General features: G+C 71.1%; 25 protein-coding genes and 2 pseudogenes. 16 read left to right on the top strand and 11 right to left on the bottom strand.

The genetic code is table 11. From position 1 onward, the window contains the following. Window positions 1-67 precede the first annotated feature (67 nt). On the bottom strand, window positions 68-1,351 hold the full coding sequence (locus Prum_RS25265; protein WP_173078748.1) for a hypothetical protein: 1,284 nt from the start codon (window positions 1,349-1,351) through the stop codon (window positions 68-70). Between the two features lie 253 nt (window positions 1,352-1,604). On the opposite strand from Prum_RS25265, the gene Prum_RS25260 reads away from it, so the two are divergent. The 3 genes from Prum_RS25260 (at window position 1,605) to Prum_RS25250 (ending at window position 6,269) form a co-directional block, all read left to right on the top strand. Further along, a complete protein-coding gene (locus tag Prum_RS25260) occupies window positions 1,605-4,262 on the top strand; it encodes a LuxR C-terminal-related transcriptional regulator (RefSeq protein WP_173078746.1) in 2,658 nt (885 codons plus the stop codon). Between the two features lie 10 nt (window positions 4,263-4,272). Next, window positions 4,273-5,547, top strand: coding sequence for a nicotinate phosphoribosyltransferase (locus tag Prum_RS25255; RefSeq protein ID WP_281368968.1), 1,275 nt, complete (start codon window positions 4,273-4,275; stop codon window positions 5,545-5,547). 170 nt (window positions 5,548-5,717) lie between these two features. Then, a complete protein-coding gene (locus Prum_RS25250) occupies window positions 5,718-6,269 on the top strand; it encodes an isochorismatase family protein (protein WP_173078743.1) in 552 nt (183 codons plus the stop codon). Window positions 6,270-6,349: 80 nt separating this feature from the next. Here the strand turns inward: Prum_RS25250 and ctaD are convergent. From ctaD to eda, 4 genes and pseudogenes are all read right to left on the bottom strand, one after another. After that, window positions 6,350-8,100, bottom strand: a pseudogene (ctaD, locus tag Prum_RS25245) (aa3-type cytochrome oxidase subunit I). An 84-nt stretch (window positions 8,101-8,184) separates the two neighbouring features. Continuing rightward, a complete protein-coding gene (locus Prum_RS25240) occupies window positions 8,185-9,291 on the bottom strand; it encodes an FAD-dependent monooxygenase (RefSeq protein WP_173078742.1) in 1,107 nt (368 codons plus the stop codon). 162 nt (window positions 9,292-9,453) lie between these two features. After that, the gene (locus Prum_RS25235) at window positions 9,454-10,548 is read right to left on the bottom strand and encodes a sugar kinase (protein ID WP_173078741.1); all 1,095 of its coding nucleotides are present in this window, start codon (window positions 10,546-10,548) and stop codon (window positions 9,454-9,456) included. Between the two features lies 1 nt (window position 10,549). Then, complete coding sequence (gene eda, locus Prum_RS25230) at window positions 10,550-11,188, bottom strand: bifunctional 4-hydroxy-2-oxoglutarate aldolase/2-dehydro-3-deoxy-phosphogluconate aldolase (RefSeq protein ID WP_246278077.1); 639 nt, start codon at window positions 11,186-11,188, stop codon at window positions 10,550-10,552. A 22-nt stretch (window positions 11,189-11,210) separates the two neighbouring features. On the opposite strand from eda, the gene Prum_RS25225 reads away from it, so the two are divergent. Next, window positions 11,211-11,966: an IclR family transcriptional regulator gene (locus Prum_RS25225; RefSeq protein ID WP_246278076.1), complete on the top strand. Its 756-nt coding sequence runs from the start codon at window positions 11,211-11,213 to the stop codon at window positions 11,964-11,966. Between the two features lie 63 nt (window positions 11,967-12,029). Then, window positions 12,030-13,178 (top strand): glycoside hydrolase family 12 protein, encoded by a 1,149-nt coding sequence (locus Prum_RS25220; RefSeq protein ID WP_173078738.1) that lies wholly within the window; start codon window positions 12,030-12,032, stop codon window positions 13,176-13,178. Window positions 13,179-13,254: 76 nt separating this feature from the next. On the opposite strand, the gene Prum_RS25215 is transcribed toward Prum_RS25220, so the two are convergent. Beyond that, window positions 13,255-13,575: an STAS domain-containing protein gene (locus tag Prum_RS25215; RefSeq protein WP_173078737.1), complete on the bottom strand. Its 321-nt coding sequence runs from the start codon at window positions 13,573-13,575 to the stop codon at window positions 13,255-13,257. A gap of 91 nt (window positions 13,576-13,666) precedes the next feature. Between Prum_RS25215 and Prum_RS25210 the strand changes: the two are divergent. Both Prum_RS25210 and Prum_RS25205 read left to right on the top strand, forming a co-directional pair. Then, window positions 13,667-13,915: pseudogene (locus Prum_RS25210) on the top strand (DNA polymerase ligase N-terminal domain-containing protein); the annotation flags it as partial. 19 nt (window positions 13,916-13,934) lie between these two features. Then, entirely contained in the window at window positions 13,935-15,344 is a 1,410-nt protein-coding gene (locus Prum_RS25205; RefSeq protein WP_173078736.1) for a recombinase family protein, read from the top strand. 44 nt (window positions 15,345-15,388) lie between these two features. On the opposite strand, the gene Prum_RS25200 is transcribed toward Prum_RS25205, so the two are convergent. Then, on the bottom strand, window positions 15,389-15,928 hold the full coding sequence (locus tag Prum_RS25200) for a hypothetical protein (RefSeq protein WP_173078735.1): 540 nt from the start codon (window positions 15,926-15,928) through the stop codon (window positions 15,389-15,391). 158 nt (window positions 15,929-16,086) lie between these two features. On the opposite strand from Prum_RS25200, the gene Prum_RS25195 reads away from it, so the two are divergent. From Prum_RS25195 to Prum_RS25155, 9 genes are all read left to right on the top strand, one after another. After that, entirely contained in the window at window positions 16,087-16,317 is a 231-nt protein-coding gene (locus Prum_RS25195) for a helix-turn-helix domain-containing protein (RefSeq protein WP_173078734.1), read from the top strand. After that, window positions 16,314-16,463, top strand: coding sequence for a hypothetical protein (locus Prum_RS25190; RefSeq protein WP_173078733.1), 150 nt, complete (start codon window positions 16,314-16,316; stop codon window positions 16,461-16,463). Before Prum_RS25195 ends, Prum_RS25190 begins: the two co-directional genes overlap by 4 nt. Before the next feature lie 98 nt (window positions 16,464-16,561). Further along, the gene (locus Prum_RS25185) at window positions 16,562-17,329 is read left to right on the top strand and encodes a bifunctional DNA primase/polymerase (RefSeq protein WP_173078732.1); all 768 of its coding nucleotides are present in this window, start codon (window positions 16,562-16,564) and stop codon (window positions 17,327-17,329) included. Continuing rightward, the gene (locus Prum_RS25180) at window positions 17,326-18,030 is read left to right on the top strand and encodes an ATP-binding protein (RefSeq protein ID WP_173078731.1); all 705 of its coding nucleotides are present in this window, start codon (window positions 17,326-17,328) and stop codon (window positions 18,028-18,030) included. The genes Prum_RS25185 and Prum_RS25180 overlap by 4 nt, the downstream gene beginning before the upstream one ends. Further along, a complete protein-coding gene (locus tag Prum_RS25175; protein WP_173078730.1) occupies window positions 18,027-18,392 on the top strand; it encodes a hypothetical protein in 366 nt (121 codons plus the stop codon). Before Prum_RS25180 ends, Prum_RS25175 begins: the two co-directional genes overlap by 4 nt. A gap of 208 nt (window positions 18,393-18,600) precedes the next feature. After that, a complete protein-coding gene (locus Prum_RS25170; RefSeq protein WP_173078729.1) occupies window positions 18,601-18,954 on the top strand; it encodes a hypothetical protein in 354 nt (117 codons plus the stop codon). Then, complete coding sequence (locus Prum_RS25165; RefSeq protein ID WP_173078728.1) at window positions 18,955-19,716, top strand: hypothetical protein; 762 nt, start codon at window positions 18,955-18,957, stop codon at window positions 19,714-19,716. It begins immediately after the preceding gene. 103 nt (window positions 19,717-19,819) lie between these two features. Then, entirely contained in the window at window positions 19,820-20,116 is a 297-nt protein-coding gene (locus Prum_RS25160; protein WP_173078727.1) for a hypothetical protein, read from the top strand. Further along, window positions 20,113-20,355: a hypothetical protein gene (locus Prum_RS25155; RefSeq protein WP_173078726.1), complete on the top strand. Its 243-nt coding sequence runs from the start codon at window positions 20,113-20,115 to the stop codon at window positions 20,353-20,355. The genes Prum_RS25160 and Prum_RS25155 overlap by 4 nt, the downstream gene beginning before the upstream one ends. Window positions 20,356-20,589: 234 nt before the next feature. Here Prum_RS25155 and Prum_RS25150 read toward each other — a convergent pair whose 3' ends face one another. The 4 genes from Prum_RS25150 to Prum_RS25135 form a co-directional block, all read right to left on the bottom strand. Further along, entirely contained in the window at window positions 20,590-20,805 is a 216-nt protein-coding gene (locus Prum_RS25150) for a LuxR C-terminal-related transcriptional regulator (RefSeq protein ID WP_173078725.1), read from the bottom strand. An 81-nt stretch (window positions 20,806-20,886) separates the two neighbouring features. Then, on the bottom strand, window positions 20,887-21,150 hold the full coding sequence (locus tag Prum_RS25145) for a hypothetical protein (protein ID WP_173078724.1): 264 nt from the start codon (window positions 21,148-21,150) through the stop codon (window positions 20,887-20,889). After that, window positions 21,126-21,290: a hypothetical protein gene (locus Prum_RS25140; RefSeq protein WP_173078723.1), complete on the bottom strand. Its 165-nt coding sequence runs from the start codon at window positions 21,288-21,290 to the stop codon at window positions 21,126-21,128. The genes Prum_RS25145 and Prum_RS25140 overlap by 25 nt, the downstream gene beginning before the upstream one ends. Before the next feature lie 81 nt (window positions 21,291-21,371). Further along, on the bottom strand, window positions 21,372-21,590 hold the full coding sequence (locus Prum_RS25135) for a hypothetical protein (RefSeq protein ID WP_173078722.1): 219 nt from the start codon (window positions 21,588-21,590) through the stop codon (window positions 21,372-21,374). Window positions 21,591-21,751 lie beyond the last annotated feature (161 nt).

The raw sequence follows: 21,751 nt of genomic DNA, 5'->3' as shown, positions 1-21,751 counted from the left end.
CCCATCGTGCCACCGTGTCCGGGCAACCGAGGAACGCCAACATCCCTCTTTGCGGTAAATAACCGGTTTAAGCCAGGAGGATCCCGTGGTCGACCGCCTCGGTGAGCAACGCGCCGAGTGACCGCTGCACCGCGTCGAAGCGGCGGGACACCTCCGCGAGCAGCTCCAGCTCCACTCCGCGCAGGGCACGCTGCAGCCAGCCGCGCGCGTGGCTCACGTCGGACCGGTCCGGCGCCGACCAGTACTGGTAGCAGGCGCCGGACAGCCCCACGCCGAGCGGGGGCAGCACCGCCCGTACGGCGTCGCTGTGGTACGCCGCCAGCGACGCCACCGCGGCCGCACCGGCCACCGACGCGACGCCACCGGTGCTCGTGATCAAGAGCACCCGGGCCAGTTCCTGCTCGGCGAAGTCGCGCCGGATGGCCGCCGCCACCCGTCGGCGCACGCCCTCGGCCGGGATCTCACCCAGCACCTCGGTCAGCATCTCGTCGAGGATGCGGTCGGCCGCCCCGTCGCACTCGGCCGCCGCCCGCAGCGACAGCGCGTGCATCTCCCGGTCCAGCGCGTCGGGCAGCCCGGCACCGCCTTGCCGCGCGGAGCCCGGATGGTGGGCGCCGACGATCCCCTGCACGCAGCGCAGGTGCACGTTGGCCAGTTCGATGCCCAGCCGCTGCCGTACGGCGTGCGAGGCGGAACCGCAGAGCCGCTCCAGCCGCTCCGACCAGTCCAGCTCGTGCGCCTTGGCCGCCACCCGGACCGTGCCGTGGGCGCCCGGCACGATCGGCGGGTTGTCGCTGGCCCGGCGCAGCGCCTCGATCCCGGCCCACTCCACCAGGGCGCGGCGCAGGTGGGCGATGTCAGACAAATCCGGGCCGATGGCGAACCCGGCCGGGTCCTCCGGGGCATGATCGGGAGCGGCCAGGAAGAGGGTGGCGTCGGTGTCCGCGACCCGGGCGCACAGGTCCCGCTCGGCCGCGGTCAGCGGGAGGTCGCCATCGCGCACGTGCAGCAGCGCGCCGCCACGCCGGACGACGTCGAGCAGCAGCCGCGTACCGGCCGCGTCCAACGTGGATAAATCGGGCGCGCACACCATCGAGAAATGGCGTAACAGCGGATCCGGCAGCGACAGCTCGACGCGCCGGGGCGGCCGGGCGAGCGCAGCCGGGTCGTACCGCTGCGGCAGCCGCGCCCCCGGCGTGTACGCCCAGGCTCCCTCCCGGCTGCCCGGCTGGACCACGAGGTACGTGCCGGCGGGCACCACGGGTGCCGGACCGGCGGCCCCCAGCAGGGCGTCGAGCAGTTGGCCGCGTCCCGTACCGGCGATCACCACCGCCGTTGGCTCGTCCGGCACGGGCTCGACCTGCTCAGCCCGCAGACGGATCGGACGCCGCCCTAACTCGGATTCCCCCATATGCACCGCACCGATGGTCGCGGAACTCATGACACACGCCTCCCGAGAGCGCGTTGGAGCGCGCATCGGAACGGTATGGGAGCCAAGGGTCGATTCGGCAGGAGGACCGCTACTCAGCGCTGACCAGACCGCTACTCAACTTGGCACAGTCGGGTAGTCCGCACGGCGCTAGCCGGCTCTATATGCTCCGCGGGTGGGCCCGTGGCACTTCGTCGGCCGGGCTGATGAGCTGCGCCGCATCGTCGAATCGGCGACGAGTGAGGACCGCCGCGGCATCATTCTCAGCGGCACCGCCGGCATCGGCAAGACCCGTCTCCTGCGGGAGGCGGTCGCCATGCTGCCTACCGACCGGTACGCCGTCTGGACCGCGACCGCCAACATCGCGAGCGCCGGCCTGCCGTTCGGCGGGCTGGCCCAGGTGCTGCCCGGTGACCAGCCGATCGGGGTGTCCCCGGCCGGGCTGCTGCGCTGGGCCGTCGAGGCGCTGCACCGGCAGGCCGGCGGGCGCCCGATCGTGCTCGCGATCGACGACGCCCACCTGCTCGACCCGTCGTCGGCGGCGCTGGTCTACCTGATCGCCCGCGACGAGCACGCCACCGTCCTGGGCACGCTGCGCAGCGGCGAGCAGGTGCCGCTGCCGATCCGGGCACTGTGGACCGACGACCTGGTCGGCCACGCCGAGCTGGCTCCGCTGCCGGCCAACGACAGCAAGGCGCTGCTGGTCGAGATGCTCGAAGGGCCGATCGACTCGGCGTCCGCCGAACGGCTGTGGCGCATGTCCGCCGGCAACCCGCTCCTGCTGCGCGAGCTGGTCATCGCCGCCTCCGGCAGCCGCGAGCTCACCCGGGCGTACGGGGTGTGGCGGTGGACCGGCCAGTTCGATCTGGAGCCCCGGCTCACCGACCTGATCGACGCCCGCATCGGCGACCTCAGCGACGACGTGCGCGGCGTGGTCGAGCTGGTCGCGTTCGGCGAGCCGATCGGCCTGTCCATGCTGATCAAGGCGACCGACGAGGAGGCCGTGGAGAGCGCCGAGGAGCGCGGGCTGATCCGGGTGGTCGCCAGCGACCGGCGCCGGCACGTACGCCTGGCCCACCCGCTGTACGGCGAGGTGGTGCGCCAGCGCTGCCCGGTGACCCGCACGATGCGGCTGAAGGCCCGGCTCGCCGCGCTGGTCGAGGAGACCGGCGCCCGGCGCCGCGACGACCTGCTCCGGATGGCCGTGTGGCGCCTCGACTCCGGCACCGCCCGCGACCCGATCGTGCTCCTGCACGCGGGCGCGCAGGCGTTCAGCCGGTACAACGTGCACCTGGCGGCACGGCTGGCGCGGGCCGCCCTCGACAACGGCGGCGGGTTCGACGCGGCCGACCTGCTCGCCACCATCCTCATGTTCAGCGACCAGTCCGAAGAGGCGCTGCCGGTGCTCGAATCGGTGCGCGACAAGATCGACTCCGATCAGCGACGCAGCCGGTGGCTGGTGGTCCGCGGGCTCGTGTCGTACTGGGGGTTGGGCCGCGAGTCCGCCGTGCACGAGATCGCCCGCGACGCCGACACGGTGGCGGACCCGGGCTACCGGGCGCGGGTGCACTCGTTCGAGGCGATCATGCGGATGCACCGGCTGGAGTCCGCGGAGGCGCTCCGGCTGTCCCGCGCCATCGTCGACCGGCCGGCCGCGCCGGTGGCCGCCCGGGCGCTGGCCCAGTGCGTGATCGCCCACGTCCAGGCGGTCCGCGGCGAACTGGACGCCAGCGCCCGTACCACCACCGGCGTCCAGGACGACGCGCCGCTGTGGCGGGCCGACATGCCGTACCTGCAACTGGCCCTGGAACTGGCCCGGGGCACCCGGCTCGCGATCGCCGGCGATCTGGCCGGGATCGACGCGGTGGCCGCGGACGAGTTCGCCGACCTGGCCGACGCGGGCGACTTCCGGCTCGGCTCCGGCTACCTTTCCGTCGTACGCGCACAGGCGGCTCGCCTGCGCGGGCAGGCCGGCGAAGCGCTGCGCGGCAGCCTGCAGGCGTGTGCGGTGCTGGCCACCAGCCGGGTCTTCGCCGGCCTCGCACACGCCGAACGGGCCTACGCGGCGGCCCTGCTGGGCGACGCGGACGAGGCCGCCATCGCGATGGCCGACTCCGACCGGACGCAGACGCCGGGCATGGCGGTCGTCTACCCCTGGCGCGAGCAGGCGCGTGCCTGGGTGGCGGCGTGCGCCGGCGACGTGGAAGGCGCGATCACGATGCTCGTCGCCCTGGTCGAGCGGCTGCGCGCCGACGACTTCGCCGGCCACGAGGTGCTCGCGCTGTACGACCTGGTCCGGCTCGGCTGCGCCACGCTGCCGATCAACTGGCCGGACGGCGCCGTCGAGGCGCAGACCGTCACCGAGCGCCTCGACGAGCTGGTCGGCGTGGTCGACGGCCCGGTCGCCGAGCTGATGGTCCGGCACGCGCGGGCGGCCGGCGACGGTGTCGCCCTGCTGACCGTCGCGGACGCGTTCACCGAGCGCGGGCTGCTGCTCTTCGCCGCCGAGGCGACCGCGATGGCGGTGGTACGGCTGCGGGCCGCGAACGCCGGCGGCGAGCGCTCCGAGGCCAGCGCCCGCCTCGGCGACCTCCTGGCCCGGTGTGACGCGCTCCGCACCCCGGCGCTGCGCGCGGCCCGCCCGATGCTCAGCGAGCGGGAACGCCAGATCGCGCGCCTCGCCGCGGCCGGCGTGGCCAGCAAGCAGATCGCCGACCAGCTCTTCCTCTCCACGCGGACGGTGGAAAACCACCTGCAGCGGGTCTACAGCAAGCTCGGGGTCACCAGCCGGAGCGAGCTTGCTCACGCCCTGCGGGCCTTGCCTGAACCTTAGGCTTACCTCCGTGACCGCCTTGTTGACCGATCAGTACGAACTGACCATGCTCAGCGCCGCGCTCAAGGACGGCACCGCGGGCCGCGGCTGCGTGTTCGAGGTGTTCGCCCGCCGGCTGCCCACCGGCCGCCGCTACGGCGTCGTCGCCGGCACCGGCCGCCTGGTCGACCTGGTGCAGGACTTCCGGTTCACCGGGCCCGAGGTGGGTCACCTGTACGAGAGCGGCGTGGTCGACGAGGAGACCGCCACCTGGCTGGGCGACTACCGCTTCACCGGCGACATCGACGGGTACGCCGAAGGCGAGCTGTACTTTCCCGGCTCGCCGATCCTGACGGTCTCCGGCACGTTCGCGGAGTGCGTGCTGCTGGAGACGCTGATCCTCTCGGTGCTCAACCACGACGCGGCCATCGCGGCGGCCGCCGCCCGGATGGTGACCGCGGCACGGGGCCGCGCGGTCATCGAGATGGGCTCCCGGCGTACCCACGAAGAGGCCGCCGTGGCCGCGGCCCGGGCGGCCTACCTGGCCGGCTTCGAGTACACCTCGAACCTGGCGGCCGGCCACCGGTACGGCATCCCGACCGCCGGGACGGCCGCGCACGCGTTCACGCTGCTGCACGACGACGAGCCGGCGGCGTTCGCCTCCCAGGTGGCGGCCCTGGGCAAGGAGACCACCCTGCTCGTCGACACGTACGACATCACCCAGGGCATCCGGAACGCGATCGCGGTGGCCGGCCCCGAGCTGCGCGCGATCCGCCTCGACTCCGGCGACCTGTCCGTGCTCGCCCAGCAGTCCCGCGACCTGCTCAACTCGCTCGGCGCCACCGAAACGAAGATCATCGTCTCCGGCGACCTCGACGAGTACGCCATCGCCGCGCTCGCCGCCGAGCCCGTGGACATGTACGGCGCCGGCACCGCCGTGGTGGTCGGCTCCGGCGCACCGACCGCCGGGCTGGTCTACAAGCTGGTCGAGGTCGACGGGCGGCCGGTCGTGAAGCGCTCGGAAAACAAGGCCACGGTCGGCGGCCGCAAGACCGCCATCCGCCGCCACAAGCCCACGGGTACGGCCACCGAGGAGATCGTGGTGTCGCAGGGCGTCCCCGATCACCGGCTGGGCGACCGGCTGCTCCAGCGCTCGTACCTCGTCGCCGGCGAGCCCGCCCCGCTCCCGACCCTGGTGGAGTCCCGCGCCCACCTGCGCCAGTGCCTGATCTCCATCCCCTGGGAGGGCCTCAAGCTCTCCGCCGGCGACCCCGCCATCCCCGTCACGGTAGTCCCCGCCACCTGACCCTCGCCTCGCTCGCCTCGCCGATCAAGGGCCCGCCAGGGCTCGCCTCGCCGATCAAGGGCTGCCTCGCCGATCAAGGGCAAACGGCTGTACTTTGATCTCTGATCCACGACCGTTTGCCCTTGATCGACGCAGAAGTCCTTGATCGACGAACGCAGGGGAGCCGCCACATGAGCCGGGCGCTGATCATTGTGGACGTGCAGAACGACTTCTGCGAGGGCGGTTCGCTCGCCGTCACGGGCGGCGCCGCCGTAGCCGCCGGCATCTCCGACGCGCTCGCCAAGGGCGGCTGGGACCATGTGGTGGCGACCAAGGACTTCCACATCGACCCGGGCGCCCACTTCGGCGACCCGCCGGACTTCGTGGACTCCTGGCCGGCGCACTGCGTCGTCGGTACGGCCGGCACCGAGTTCCACCCCGCGCTGGCGACCGACCGGATCGAGGCGGTGTTTCACAAGGGCCACCACGCGGCCGCGTACTCCGGCTTCGAAGGGCTGGAGCACGACGGCGCCGGACTCGGCGACTGGCTGCGCGCCCGCGGCGTCTCGGAGGTCGACGTGGTCGGCATCGCCACCGACTACTGCGTACGCGCGACCGCCCTGGACGCCGCTCGCGAGGGCTTCACGACCACCGTCCTGCTAGACCTAACCGCAGGCGTAACCCCCACAACCCGCGACGCCGCCCTGGAGGAACTCCGCGCCGCAGGCGTCACCCTCCACTAACCGTCGATCTTGGAGTTGTCAGGTCGGGATGCCCGATTTGGAACCTGACAACTTCAAGATCGACAACGAAAAGCCGGGCGTCAGCGGTCCAGTTCGCCCGCGGTGTCCTCGGTGTACGACGCGCCACCGCGCGACGCGGACGTCAGCGGCTTAGCGCCACCCTCGGGCGGCCCGGCGAGCGTCCCGGTCGCCAGGTGCGGGAACTTCGCGTCGAACGCCGGCCGCTCGGAGCGGATCCGGGGCATCCGGTCGAAGTTGCGCAGGGGCGGCGGCGAGGACGTGGCCCACTCCAGCGAGTTGCCGTGGCCCCACGGGTCGTCCACCTCGACGACCTGGCCGGCCTTGTACGACTTCCACACGTTGTAGAGGAACGGCAGCGTGGAGGCGCCCAGCACGAACGAGCCGACCGTGGAGAACGTGTTGAGGAACGTGAAGCCGTCCTCCGGCGCGTAGTCGGCGTACCGGCGCGGCATGCCCTCGTTGCCCAGCCAGTGTTGCACCAGGAACGTGGTGTGGAAGCCGATGAACGTGAGCCAGAAGTGGATCTTGCCCAGGCGCTCGTCGAGCATCCGGCCGAACATCTTCGGGAACCAGAAGTACACGCCGGCGTACACCGCGAAGACGATCGTGCCGAAGAGCACGTAGTGGAAGTGGGCCACCACGAAGTACGAGTCGGAGACGTGGAAGTCGACGGGCGGGCTGGCCAGCAGCACGCCGGACAGGCCGCCGAAGAGGAACGTCACCAGGAAGCCGAGCGCGAAGAGCATCGGTGTCTCGAAGGTGATCTGGCCGCGCCACATGGTGCCGATCCAGTTGAAGAACTTCATGCCGGTCGGGACCGCGATCAGGAAGCTCAGGAAGCTGAAGAACGGCAGCAGCACCTGGCCGGTGGCGAACATGTGGTGCGCCCACACGCTCATCGACAGGGCCGCGATGGCGAGCATGGCGCCGACCATGCCCTTGTAGCCGAACAGCGGCTTGCGGCTGAAGACCGGGATGACCTCGCTGATGATGCCGAAGAACGGCAGCGCGACGATGTACACCTCGGGGTGGCCGAAGAACCAGAAGAGGTGCTGCCAGAGCAGCGGACCGCCGGTCGCCGGGTCGTACACGTGGGCGCCGAGGATCCGGTCGGCCGCGAGGGCGAAGAGCGCGGCGGCCAGCAGCGGGAAGACCAGGATCGCCAGCAGGGCGGTGACCAGGATCGACCACGTGAAGATCGGCATCCGGAACATGGTCATGCCGGGCGCGCGCAGCGTCAGGATCGTCGTGATCATGTTGACGCCGCCGAGGATCGTGCCCAGACCGGAGATGGCCAGGCCCACGATCCACATGTTGGCGCCCACGCCGGGCGAGTTGACCGCGTCGTTAAGCGGTGCGTACGCGAACCAGCCGAAGTCGGCCGCCCCACCCGGGGTGATGAAGCCGGCCAGGGCCAGCGTGCCGCCGAAGGCGTACAGCCAGTAGGCGAAGGAGTTCAGCCGGGGAAGGAGACGTCCGGCGCGCCGATCTGCAGCGGCACCACGAAGTTCGCGAACGCGAACACGATCGGCGTCGCGAAGAACAGCAGCATGATCGTGCCGTGCATGGTGAAGAGCTGGTTGTACTGCTCCGGGGAGAGGAACTGGAGCCCCGGCCGGGCCAGCTCGGCACGCATGAGCAGGGCCATCAGGCCACCGATCATGAAGAACACGAAGGACGTGACCATATACATGATCCCGATCTGCTTCGCGTCCGTGGTCCGAAGGATGCGTGCGATCGCGGAGCCCCTGACCGGCTCTCGGACCGGCCACGGCCGGGTCACGATCGGCTTCGGTGCAACGGTGGTCACGCAGGGCCTCCGGTGTGCTCGCGCTTGATCTGGCGTACCACCGAAGCAGAATAGTCCTCCCCAGGGACCGGGGTACTACGGGGGTTAGTAAGGCTCTACCAGGGCCCGGTAGTGGTCCGCGAAGATCCGCCGGCCGCGCCGGCGCAGGAGTGGATCGCGCAGCGCGGGCGCCACATCCCGCAGCTTGTCGCGGTCGCGGGTCCGGTCCAGCACCCATCGGGTACGCGGCCGGCGGCGGCTCTCGTACTCGGTGAGGGCCTCGGCCACGGTCCCGGCCTTGCGCAGCGCGGCCCCGAGCACGACGGCGTCCTCCAGGGCCATCGCGGCACCCTGGGCGAGCGTCGGCGAGGTGGCGTGGGCGGCGTCGCCGACCAGCACGACCGGCCCCCGCGACCAGGCCCCGATCTCGACCTCGTCGGTGACCGCCACCTGTACCTTCTCGATGGCCTCCAGCACATCGGGCACCGGCCCGCCGAACCCGCCGAAGATCTCGTGTACCCGGGCGAGCGCGTCCTCCGGCGCGGTGGTGCCCGCCTCGTCGGCGTAGCAGAACAGGCGCCCCGAGCCCATCGGCATCACCACGAACGCGGCCCGCCTGCCCAGGACGGCCGTCCAGTCGGCGAGCCTGGGGCCGCCGGTGACCACGCTGCGGTAGACGACCTGCCCCACCGGGACCGCGGCGCCGCCCAGGCCGGACAGCGCACGGACCGAGGAGCGACGACCGTCGGCACCCACCACCAGGTCGTATTCGGCGGTGGAGCCGTCACCGAACTCGACCTTGGCGGTGCCGTCGAGGACCTCCAGCCGGGTCAGCGCGGTTTCGTGCCGGACCGCGCCGCCGGCCCCGCTGAGCATGACCCGGTGCAGGTCGGCGCGGGGCAGGGCGCGGCACTCGCCGACGTCACCCCACAGCCCTTCGAGGTCGACGTCGCACAGCGCCCGGCCCCGGGTGTCGAGGAAGTGCTGGCGCCCCACCACCTCGCCGTACGGCCGGACCGGTGCGTCCAGGTCCAGCTCGCGCAGCGCTCGGGCGGCGTTGCCGGGCAGGTAGATGCCCGCTCCGGCCACAGTGGACGCGGGCAGCTTGTCGACCACCTCGGGACGAAACCCGGCGAGCCGCAGGGCCCGAGCCGCCGCCAGACCAGCGATGCCCGCGCCGACGACGAGGACCCGCAGGGTGGAACGGAGCATGGTGGCAAAGCCTCCGTGTTGTTGAGATCCTCGCCGAGGGGCGATACGCGTTGAAGCCAAGAGACTACTCGGAGCAACCGGCCAGGGATAGGCCCCGATCGCGTCTAAGAGTAACGCCACGCGTACGCAAATGCGTGAAGCAAGTTTCACTAGCTGGCTCAGTCACCGTTGCACGCGAGCGCCCCCGCCACGCACGAGCGCCTCGACCTCCTTGAGGCTGGCCATCGACGTATCCCCAGGTGTCGTCATCGCCAACGCGCCGTGCGCCGCGCCGTACTCGACGGCCGTAGCGAGGTCGCCAGACGTCAGAAGGCCATAAATAAGGCCGGAGGCGAAGCTGTCGCCGCCACCCACTCGATCCAGAATCTCCAGATTGGACCGATGTGTCGCTTCGGCGAACACGCCGTCCGCCCACGCGATCGCGCCCCAGTCGTTCACCGTGGCGCTACGGACGGTGCGCAGTGTCGTGGCGACCACGGCGAAGTTCGCGTACTCCTTGGTGACCTCTTCGATCATCCGCCGGAAGTTGGCGACCTCTAGTTCGGACAGTGACTCGTCGGTGTCCGGTACGGCGAACCCGAGCGACGCCGTGAAGTCCTCCTCGTTGCCGATCATCACGTCGACGTACCGGGCGAGCCGGCGGTTGACCTCCTGCGCCCGATCCTTGCCACCGACCGCCTTCCAGAGGCTGGGCCGGTAGTTCAGGTCGTACGAGATGACCGTGCCGTGCCTGCGCGCGGCGGACATGGCCGCCTCGATCACGTCCGGGGTGGTCTCGGACAGCGCGGCGTAGATGCCGCCGGTGTGCAGCCAGCGCGCGCCGAGCGTGCCGAACAGGTGGTCCCAGTCCACGTCGTCGGGGCGCAGTTGGCTCGCCGCGGTGTGCCCCCGGTCCGAGGTGCCGACCGCGCCGCGTACGCCGAAGCCGCGCTCGGTGAAGTTCAGCCCGTTGCGGACAGACCGCCCGATCCCGTCGTACGGCAGCCACTTGATGTACGACGTGTCCACCCCGCCCTGCAGGACCAGGTCCTCCAGCAGCCGGCCCACCTCGTTGTCGGCGAACGCGGTCACCACGGCCGTACGCATGCCGAAGCAGCGACGCAGGCCCCGGGCCACGTTGTACTCCCCGCCGCCCTCCCAGGCGCGGAAGCTGCGCGCGGTGCGCACCCGCCCCTCACCCGGGTCGAGCCGGAGCATGATCTCGCCGAGCGAGACCAGGTCGTAGCGGCAGTCCTCGGCGGCCCTCACCTGCAACATCTCATTGCCTCCCAGTGGTTTCCACTGCTAGCGCGGTGAGCCGGGTGACCTCGTCCCACTTGCCGGCCGCGATCAGGTCGGGGGCGACCATCCAGGTGCCGCCGACCGCGAACACCGACGGCAGCGCGAGGTAGTCGGGCAGGTTGACGGTGTTGACCCCGCCGGTCGGGATGAACCGGACCGACCGGAACGGCGCCGCCAACGCCTTGATCATCTTGGCCCCGCCCAGCTGCTCGGCGGGGAAGAACTTGACGATCTCCAGGCCCGCGTCGAGGGCCATCTGGATCTCGGTGGCGGTGGCCGCGCCCGGGTACACCGGCAGGCCCAGCTCCTGGCAGTAGCCGACGACGCGAGGGCTGAAGCCGGGGCTGACCACGAACCTCGCGCCCGCCGCGACCGCCGCGTCCACCTGGGCCGGGGTCACCACCGTGCCGGCGCCCACCAGCAGGTCGGGGTTTTCCGCCATGATCCGGATGGCCTCGGCGGCCGCGTCCGTACGGAAGGTCACCTCGACACTGCGCAGGCCGCCCTCGGTCAACGCGGCGGCGAGCGGCTCCGCGTCGGCCGCGTCCTGGAGCACGACCACGGGCAGCAGCCGGGCCCGTGCGATGAACTGTTCAGGATGATGAACGCTGGTCACATCCTCGACCATAATGGAAAGCATGACGCCAGGCCAACCAGTCAAGTCCGCGGACCGCACGCTCGAAGTCCTCGAAGCGCTGGCCGCGTCCCCCTCGCGCCGATCACTGGTCGACCTGGCCCGCACCCTCGACATCCCCAAGAGCAGCCTGCACGGCATCCTGCGCACGATGGCCCGGCGCGGCTGGGTGGAGACCGACGTCACCGGCACCCGCTTCGGCCTCGGCGTGCGCGCGCTGGAGGTCGGCGCGGCGTACCTCAACGCCGACGACGCGGTCGGCCTCGTGTCCGGCGTGCTCGACGACCTGTCCCGGCAGTTCGGCGAGGCCGTCCACCTCGGCCGCCTCGACGGCCCGGACGTCGTCTACCTGGCCAAGCGCGAGTCCGTACACCGGCTGCGGCTCTACAGCGCCATCGGGCGGCGCCTGCCGGCGCACGCCACCGCCCTCGGCAAGGCCCTCCTCGCTCTCTGCGAGGACCCCGCCGGCCAGCTCCGTTGGCCGCTCCCCAGGCTGACGACCAACACCATCACCGACCGGGACGCGCTCCTCGCCGAGCTTGCTCAGACTCGGGTACGCGGGTACGCCGTCGACCGGGAGGAGAACACCGACGGCATCGTGTGCTTCGCGATCGTCGTACCCCTGGCGGCCCCGCCGACCGACGCGATCAGCATCTCCGTTCCGGTGGCCCGGATCGGCCCGGAGAGCCCGGAGCGGATCACATCCGCGCTCGCCCGCTCGATGGACCAGCTGCGGGCCGCGCGCAGCATGTTTTCATAAGCGTGAATATGTCTTAGCCTCATGGGAGCGCTCCCGTCGCCCACCACGTCCTAAGGAGCACTCATGAGACGCCCACTCCGCGCGATCGTCGCGGCCGGCCTGGCCATCGCGGGCTCGGTCGCCGTCGTCGTGGCCGCCGGCCCGGCACAGGCCGACGTGCGCATCTGCGAGCAATACGGCTCGACCACCATCCAGGGCCGGTACGTCGTACAGAACAACCGCTGGGGCACCAGCGCCGAGCAGTGCATCAACGTGACCGACAACGGCTTCTCCATCGTCAGCCAGCAGGGCGTCGGAAACACCAGCGGCGCGCCGGTGTCGTACCCGTCGGTCTTCTTCGGCTGCCACTACACCAACTGCTCGCCCGGCACCAACCTGCCGCTGCAGGTCGGCCAGATCGGCAGCGCGACGAGCAGCATCAACTACACGTTCGCGGGCGGCACGTTCAACGCCTCGTACGACATCTGGCTGGACCCGACGCCCCGCCGTGACGGCGTCAACCAGCAGGAGATCATGATCTGGTTCAACCGGCAGGGCTCGATCCAGCCGATCGGCTCGGTCGTCGGCAACGCCACCATCGGCGGCCGCACCTGGCAGGTCTGGCGCGGCAGCAACGGCTCGAACAACGTCATCTCGTACCTCGCGCCGTCCGCGATCAGCAGTTGGAGCTTCAGCGTGCTGGACTTCATCGCCGACACCCGCAGCCGCGGCCTGATCACCAACTCCTGGTACCTGACCAGCATCCAGGCCGGCTTCGAGCCGTGGATCGGCGGCGCCGGGCTGGCGGTCAACTCGTTCTCGGCCAGCGTCAACCAGGGCACCCCGCCCACCAGCGCCCCGCCGACAACCGCCCCGCCCACGACGGCGCCGCCCACGACGGCTCCCCCGACCGGCGGTGGCGCGTGCCGCGTCGCGTACACGGCCAACTCGTGGAACAACGGCTTCACCGGCAGCGTGTCCGTCACCAACACCGGCTCCGGCACGATCAACGGCTGGACGCTGGCGTTCACGTTCCCGAGCGGCCAGCAGATCACCAACAGCTGGAACGCCACGGTAACCCAGAGCGGATCGTCGGTGACCGCCCGGAACGTGAGCTACAACGGCACCCTCGCCCCGGGCGCCAGCACCAACTTCGGCTTCCAGGGCACCCACAGCGGCACCAACCAAAACCCGGCTTCCTTCACGCTGAACGGCGCAGCCTGCACCACCTAACGCTGCAAGGAAGGGCCCCCTGTTATCGCTTTTTGCATAGCAGGGGGCCCTTCCTAACGCGTGGTGCGGGAGGCGGTTAGGCGGCGGTGGGGTAGGCGCGTGCCATCACCTGTCGCAGCTGGGCTGAGCCGGTCACGGTGAACCCCTGCCCGCCGGACAACCGAAGCTCCAACCCCCTACCCTGCTGCGCGGCCTGGGAGGCGGCGGCGGCGAGCGCGGTGATGACGTTGTCGCTGACGCTCGGCACCCGCACGAGGTCGATGACGACGGGCGCGGCGCGCTGCTCGATCACGGTGTACAGGGCCTCGTGCAGGCTGGCGGCGACGGCGGCGTCGAGCGGGCCGTCGGCCCAGACCAACGCGGCCTCGCCGAGACGGACGACGGTGAAGAAGGACAACGTCCTCACCCCCGGGGCGGCCTGGTAGGTCCTCCAACGGTACCCACCCGGTGCGCATGCAATCACGGTGCGGCTCGCGGAGAATTGCACCATGGGCGACCGGCTGGACGAGTACCGGCGCAAGCGCGATGCCCGCCGTACCCCCGAGCCGGTGCCGGCGGCGCGCCCGGCGGCGCAAGGGGATGACACGTTCGTCATCCAGCAGCACCACGCCCGCAGCCTGCATTGGGACCTGCGCCTCGAACGCGACGGCGTGCTGGTCTCCTGGGCGGTGCCGCGTGGCGTGCCCCGCGATCCGGCGCGTAACAACCTCGCCGTGCAGACCGAGGACCACTCATTGGTGAGTATAGTACGGACTTATGAGGACGCGAGCAACCCGGGATCTGGCCGCTACGTACGAGCGGATCAGCGATGACCGGGAGGGGCGGGAGCTGGGCGTAGAGCGCCAGCGCAAGGACAACGGCGCGGTGGGCAAGCGCGAGGGACTGACCATCGTGGGCGGTACGCCGTACGCAGACAACGACCTGAGCGCGAGCACCAAGTCCAAAAAGGAGCGGCCCGCGTACCAGCGACTGCTTGCCGACGCGCGCGAAGGCCGGTTCAGCGTGATCATCGCCTACTCGGCGTCGCGCCTGACCCGCCGGCCCCGGGAACACGAGGATCTGATCGAGCTGGCGCAACAGCACGGCATCCGGTTCCTCTTCGTGCGCTCCCCCTCGTTCGACCTGAACACCGCTGACGGTCGGCAGGTGGCCCGGATGCTGGCCGCCGCCGATGCGGCCGAGGCTGAGCGCACACAGGAGCGGGTGGCCCGAGCGGTGGGCGACCGGGCCGAGCGTGGGGACTTCCACGGCGGCCCCCGGGGGTACGGCCTGGAGTCGGACGGCAAGACCATCCGGGAGGACGAGGCCGAGCGCATCCGGGCCTGGGCAACGCACATCCTGGCCGGTGGCTCGCTGCGCTCGATCGCCACCGAGCTAAACGGGGAGGGTATCGCCACGGTGCGGGGTACCGCGTGGCGTGGGGAAGTCATCCGGAAGATCCTGCTGGCCCCCCGCGTCGCGGGGCTGCGCATCCACAACGGGGCGGAGTACCCGAGCTGGTCTCCCGAGATCATCAAGCCGGCCACCTGGCGCGCGCTCCGGGTGGTGCTGGAGGCGCCGGACCGACAGGTCAGCCAGAGCACGGCGCGCAAGTGGCTCGGCGTGGGGCTGTTCACGTGCGAGCGGTGCGTCCCCAAGACGGTCAAGAGCCACTACAACCGGCGGGGAGACCGGGCGTACGCCTGCCCGACGTGTCACCGGTCTTGGCGCGCGGAGCCCATCGATGACTGGATCGCTGGGGAGAACGGCCTGGTGGAGTCGGTCCTGGCCGAAGTGGACTCTCGCGCCCGTCTGCTCCCCCGGCGCCAAGCCGGCGTGGACCTGGCCGCGCTGGAGACCGAGGCCGCCGCGATCCGGCTCAACATGGCCGAACTGGCCAAGGACTACGCGCTGGCCCGGGGTGCGGTGAAAGCCGCGCTCAGCGAGGGGCTGGCCGCCGGACAGCAGCGCCTGGAGGAGATCGAGGAGGCGATCGTGGCCGCCGGCCAGGTGGACCCGCTGACCGAGATCCTGGGGGATGACCCGGTGGCGACGTGGCGCGCGATGAACGACCTGCACCGGCGCCAGGCGGTGATCCGCAAACTGATGACTATCACCCTGGGGCCGCCGATCCGGGGCCGCGCGGCGTGGGACCCGGAGAAGTTCATCCACGTTGATCCGGTCTGAAAGGGCGCGCCCCCGGGGCACGATTCCGGGGGCGCACACGGGGGTCACTTCGGCGGTAGGTAACGCCGCTCACGGCACAGCGTTGCCCTCCGGTGCGCCGTCGCCACGCTGATATTCAACGCCTCCGCGGTCGCCGCCATGGCCCGACGAGGATTACGTACGCGCTCCCGCTGGTAGACCTGTGCGAACCGCTGGAGATCACCATCCGTGGGGCCGCGGCCGGCGCCCGCGTCGACGACCGGCGCCGGCCGCCAGACCTGCTCATACATCAAGCCCCACGCGACCTGGTCGGCAAGGTCCGCTTCCCACCTGGGCGGGCGCGTCGGGTCGAAGCCCTCGAAAAGCTGCGCCAGGATCGCACCGATGCGGATGGTACGTAGGGTGTCCGGCGTTACCTCGACCGGTTCGCCGTCACCGACTATCAGGCCGCTGACGAACGGCCGCTCATCCCTGGCCTTACCAATCCTTATCAGGACTGGGAAAGGTAGCCCGCCCCCGGTGACGCGGTGCCACTTGTGCAGCGTCAATAGGTCGTCATCGACAAGCCAGTCCATGTCGAACTCGAATCGCGACGGCTGGCCCACGCGATGACTGTAGCCGGCCCATAGCCAGTCATGCAGCAGTCGCGCGGGACTCTCTCACCGAGCCGCGCGGAGACGACAGAGCCTGATGGTTACGGAAGCGGTTGCTCCATGGTTCTCTCGATGCAACACCCGATGAGAGAGTCCCGCGGAGGTCAATCATGGATCTACTGGACGAGGTCCGGGCGCAACTACGCCTTCCCTCGCCAGAGGTGGCGCGCTCCATCCGCCAAGACGCCGGAGTGACCCAGACCCGGCTTGGCGCCGAATTGGGTGTGCACCGGGTAACCGTCGCCCGATGGGAAGCCGGCAAGCGCCGGCCCACCGGTCAGCAGCGCGTCGCGTACGCGACGCTGCTCGACCAACTCCGAAATGCCGTGGCAGCGGCATGACCCGGGAGCAAATGCGCGAGCACGCGCGCCGCGTTGCCGCCGACTGGCCACCGCTCACCCCCGAGCAACGCCTACAACTGGCCGTCCTACTCCGACCAGACCTCCCGGTCGGCATCACCCGCCAGCCGCCCAGGCAGGCCGCGTAGATGTCCCAGACACGACGAAGCGACCCCCGGCGAGAAGGCCGCTCCGACATCACAGCTACCGGCAGGCCACGGGGTAGCGAACCGCCGAGCGGTGCGCGATGACTGACGCAACCCTGGCGAGGGCACTGCGCTACGCCGCCGCGCGCTGGCCGGTGTTCCCGTGCCGGCCGGGAGAGAAGGCGCCACTAGGCGCCGCGACGCCACACGGCGTCAAGGACGCCACCACCAACCCGACGACCATCACGGCCTGGTGGTCGCGCTACCCGGCCGCGAACATCGCCGTTGCCACCGGAGCGCCCGGCCCGGACGTCGTCGACATCGACACCAAAGACGGCCGACGCGGTGCCCGCAGCCTCGCCCAGCTCGCCGCCGCCGGCCTGCTCCGCGGCGCACACGCAGTCGTGGTCACGCCCTCCGGCGGCTATCACCTGTACTTCGCAGGCTCGCATCAGCGCAACGGAGCAATGCCACGGCACGGCGTGGACTTCCGCGGCATCGGCGGGTACGTGCTGGCACCACCATCCACAATCGACGGACAGCCCTACCGGATCGCCGAGTGGCGGTCGAGCGACGCCCTCGTCGACTTCGACGCGATCCGGCGCCACCTCGACCCGCCCCGACTCGCACCTCAGCCGACCTATGGCCGCAACGGCGACCATCGGGGGCTCGTGCAGTGGATGGCCGGACAGACCGCCGGCAACCGCAATAACGCCCTGTACTTCGCCGCCCGCCGCGCCATCGAGACCGGCGCCAGCGCCGCAGTCCTGCACCAGCTCCAGGCCGCCGCAGTCGGCGCCGGCCTCACCGCCACCGAGGCAGCACGCACCATCCGATCCGCGGTCGCCCGACAGAAGACCCGCGGATGAGCGACGCCCCGACCCTCGCCGAGCTGGACGGCTCGGAACCCGGCGTGCGCCTGGTGAACCTCGCCGACGTCACCCCGGAGCGGATCGACTGGCTGTGGCCCGGCTACCTCGCCCGCGGCAAGCTGCACGTGATCGACGGTGATCCCGGGCTCGGCAAGAGCACCATGACCCTCGACGTGGCCGCCCGGGTCACAAACGGCAAGCCCTGGCCCGACGCACAACCCGGATGCACGCCCGCCGGGGTGGTGCTGCTCTCCGCTGAGGACGGGCTCGGCGACACCATCCGCCCCCGGCTCGACGCTGCCGGCGCCGACGTCGCCCAGGTCGTGGCACTGACCGCGATTCCGTACCGGGACGAGCAGAGCGGCCAGCTAGTAGACCGGATGCCCGCCCTACCCGGGGACATTCCGCGCGTGCGCGAGGCCGTCGACCAGGTCGGCGCCGCCGTCGTCATCGTCGACCCGCTGATGGCCTACCTTGGCGGCGACGTCAACTCGCACCGCGACCAGGACGTGCGGCGCGCCCTCGCCCCGCTGGCGAAGATGGCCGAGCAGATCGGCGCCGCCGTCATCCTCGTGCGCCACCTATCCAAGGGCGGGGCAGCAACGCGGTCTATCGCGGCGGCGGCTCCATCGGCATCATCGGCGCCGCCCGCCTCGGATTCACCGTCGCCCGCGACCCCGACGACGAGGCGCGCGTGATCGTCGCCTGCACCAAGGCCAACATCACCGCCATGCCGCCGAGCCTGGCCTATCAGCTCGTCGACAGCCCCGACCACGGGTGCGCCCGCGTGGAGTGGCACGACGGCCCGGTCAGCTACTCCGCCGCTGACCTACTCCACGCCTCGCAGGAGTCACCCGAGGACCGCGCCGACCGCATCGACGCCGCCGCCTGGTTGCGCGGGCACCTAGTCGACAACGGCGGCGAGGCGAAGCCCAACGACGTTATCGGCACCGGCCGGAAGGTCGGGCTAAGCCCCGACGCACTCAAGCGCGCCAAGCGGCAAGCGGGCGTGGTCTCGCGGAAGGTCGACGACGGATGGCTATGGGTGATCGAACCGTGATCGGACATCCCAAGGGAGCAAGGGAGCGAGGCGCCCGGCTCTGCTCCCTTGCTCCCTTGCGCAGCTCGACACCGCGACTGAGCTGCAAGAGTGCAAGAGAGCGCCCGCGTGCTCCCTTGCCCGGTGCGCTCCCGTGCTCCCTTGACTGCGCGCGTAGTGTCCGGACACTTCCCAAACGCGCGCGTGCTCACGCATGCGAGGTGTCGATGTGACCGGCGTCGAGCCGCCCACCGTCCGCCGGGGCCCGCGGTCCGGCTACGCGGGCCAGGCCGACCTGAACGCGACGGACAACCGGCTACGTCGCGCCCTGGCCGTGCTCGCCCGCGAGGCTGACCCGGCCGCTCGGCTGTTCGGCGCCCAGCTCGCCGAGGCCGCCGCCGCGTTGCTCGCCGAGCTGGCCGACCGCGCCGAGGCCGCCTCGCCCACACTGCGCCGTCGCAAGGCCCGCGAGGCGCGCCTACTAGCCACCGTCGACAAGCTGCACGCAGCCGCCGGCGGACGTTCCACCACATCACCACGTCAGACCGCCACAGGGGCGGCTGACCCAACCGAGGAGGCATGAATGCCCGTCACCATCGAACAGATCCAGTCCGCCTGGTCCACGCTGGTCAAGGCGCCGGAGAGCGCGCGCCAGCTCGCCGACCAGATCGCCGAGCAGATCGCCACCATCGACCAGGGCGACCAGTGGGCGCCGGCCTACAAGCGCGAGGCAATCGCGAAGTGGCGCCAGCACGGCGCCGAGAGCCTGGCCCCGATGCGCCGCGATGTCGACCAGGCCGCAGAGACGCTGATGACCGCCGCCACCGAGGGGGACCGCCCCACGGGCAGCGACACCGCGCAGTTGCTCGCCGAGACCCGCGCCGGCCGGGCGTGGGCCCGGCTGCGCCCCCTGCTCGACTCCGGCCGGTCGTGGCCGTCCATCGTGGCCGAGATTGAGCGGCGCGGCGACCGTCCCGGCGTCGATGCGCTGCTCGACGAGCTGCCCGCGTACCTGCGCACCCGCACGCCGGCAAGCCTTGACACCGCCGTCGATGACCAAGGAGAGGACGACCCGGCCGCGGTGACGGAACGGCTCCAGGTGGCCGCGGTGCGCGTGCTCGGCGACCGCGAAGGCCGCGGCCGGTCGGCTCGCCTACGCCTGCACGTGGCCGCCCGGCACCCGCTGGCGCTCGCGGCGCTCGACGCAGCGGACGCCCGGGTGACCGGCCGCACGGACGGGCTCGGCGCCGCCATCGCCACGCAGTACGCCGAGCGGCAGGCCGCCCGCATCGAGTCGATGCTCACCAGCTCGACCGAGCCGACGCCCGAGCCGGCCGCGATCTGACCACAAAGGAGAGACAGCCATGCAGAGGATCACGGTTCAGAACGAGGGAAACCGTCGCGCGCTAAACGGGCCGACAAACCACAGCGATGACGCGGTGTGGTTCGTGGAGGGCGTCGCCTACGTCGACAATGGACACCCGTTTCTCGCGTACGTCCGGTGCAGCGGTGGGTACGACGTCGAGCGCGTCGACCAGGTGCCCGCCGACTACGCGGCGGCGCTAGCCGAGCTGCGCGCACTGGGCAGCTTCCGCCTCGGCGCCCCGACGCGCGACGCCGCCGTCGACCCGCGCCCCGGCGACTACGGCGTGCCGGTCAACGCAGGCAAGGCCAACCCGCACGGGCCGCACGTGATCGCGCCCAAGACGGTGGAACCCTGGCAGCCGGACGGGGCACCGGCATGACGTTCCGCGTCGACTGGCCCGGCAAGCAGGGCCCGGACGGCGGCGACGCCCGCCCGTGGGCATTCTTCGTCGATGGTGTCGCTTACGTCGACCACACGCTTGGCGACCGGTACCGCGCCCAGGGGCTCGCCGTCCGGCTCGTGCCCTCGTCAGAGGTGCCATCGGCGTACCGCGCGAAGGCGGCCCGCCAGCGCGCCGAGTGGCACGCCGACCACGGCAGGCCCACCCTCGTTGCCTGACCAGGTCGCGACGGACAGCGCCCGCCCGAGGCGACTCGGGCGGGCGCTGTGCCGTCTGGCCGTACCGCGGACAATGCACGCGACCACAGACGCCCACACTGGGCGACCGGCGACCGTGACAACGGCGTGAACACACACCCTGTGACCTGTGCAAACGCGACAGGCAGCAGATACCAAATCCACGGGTTCGACTAGGCTCGACCCGGTCGGCGGTTGCGCGGTTCCTGACGTCACTCATCTGGGCGACATCCAGCCACGTTCGCGGGCAATGAGCAGCGCCTCGCGCGTCGAGGTGGTGCCGGTCCTGCGCCGGGCGGCGGCGAGCTGCTTGCGCACGGTCTCTGGCTTGATGCCGAGCTGCGTGGCGACAGCGGGCGCGGTGACGCCGGCGGCGACGAGGGCGAGAATCGCGGCCTGCCGATCGGTCAGACCTGGGCGTGAGGCGGTCATCAGGGCCAGTCGACTCCTGCGCGGTGGGACGCTTCGACGTACGCATGATCAACGATGGCGAGCGCGTCTCGCCCCGCCGAATCAGCCCGATGCCGGGAGACTCCTCACCGCTTGCGGGAGAACCTGCGTCGGGACGGTCACGACCATGCGATGGGCACCGCTGAATCGCTTGTCCGGATCGAGGCTAACGCCCTGGACCTTCGTCTCAGTCTCGCTTTCCACCTCGCACCGCTCGACACGCAACCACAGCCGGAACGCCAGCGGTCCGCAACAGTGCTCGCGCCACTGCCCCGGCTTGAGCATGACGACGGTGCCCGGCTCTACAACGGACACGGCGTCACCCATCCCATAAGGCGCTCCTTGACCTGCTCGACCGCGAGGTGCGAAAGATCGACACAGGCGTCCCCGAGGTAGGTCCGCATGTAGATCGACATCAGTACCTGATCGCCGGCCGTCAGCTCGCGGATCTGTTCCTTGCGCTGCACGCAAGGCCACCCGTCGCCACAGGCGAGGCACGTCCAGCCCGGACGCCCGGGAGCGTGGAGCGGGTCACGTACACCCATGGCCTACACGATCCGCTTCGCGCCGACCAGCTCGGGGCGGCTCGCCCCCGGGACGCGTCGCGGCAGCCGCAGGAAGCGGGAAAACAGCTTGACGGCAGTCTCGCGCCGGTAACACGGCCCCCACGCACCGCACGCCCGACAGCGCCCGTCCGTGGCCGTGACGTGTAGGTCAATCACCGTTTGCGCGTGCTCAAGCTGTTCGGCGGCGCTGTACGTCGTCACTGTGTCCCTCCTTGGCTCCCGGCCCGTCTTTGAGTGGCCCGGCCGTACCGCCTCAGCGCGGCGCTAACGCCCGGTACGGGCCGCACGGCGCGGGCCTGTTGCAGGTGTGGCACCAATCGTTCCGGGTGCTGGCCTCGTGCCGGTCCCGTTCCTGCGTCGTC

The sequence above is a fragment of the Phytohabitans rumicis genome (assembly GCF_011764445.1).
Classification (GTDB): Bacteria; Actinomycetota; Actinomycetes; order Mycobacteriales; family Micromonosporaceae; genus Phytohabitans; species Phytohabitans rumicis.
This window is presented reverse-complemented; position numbering and strand designations above follow the sequence as displayed.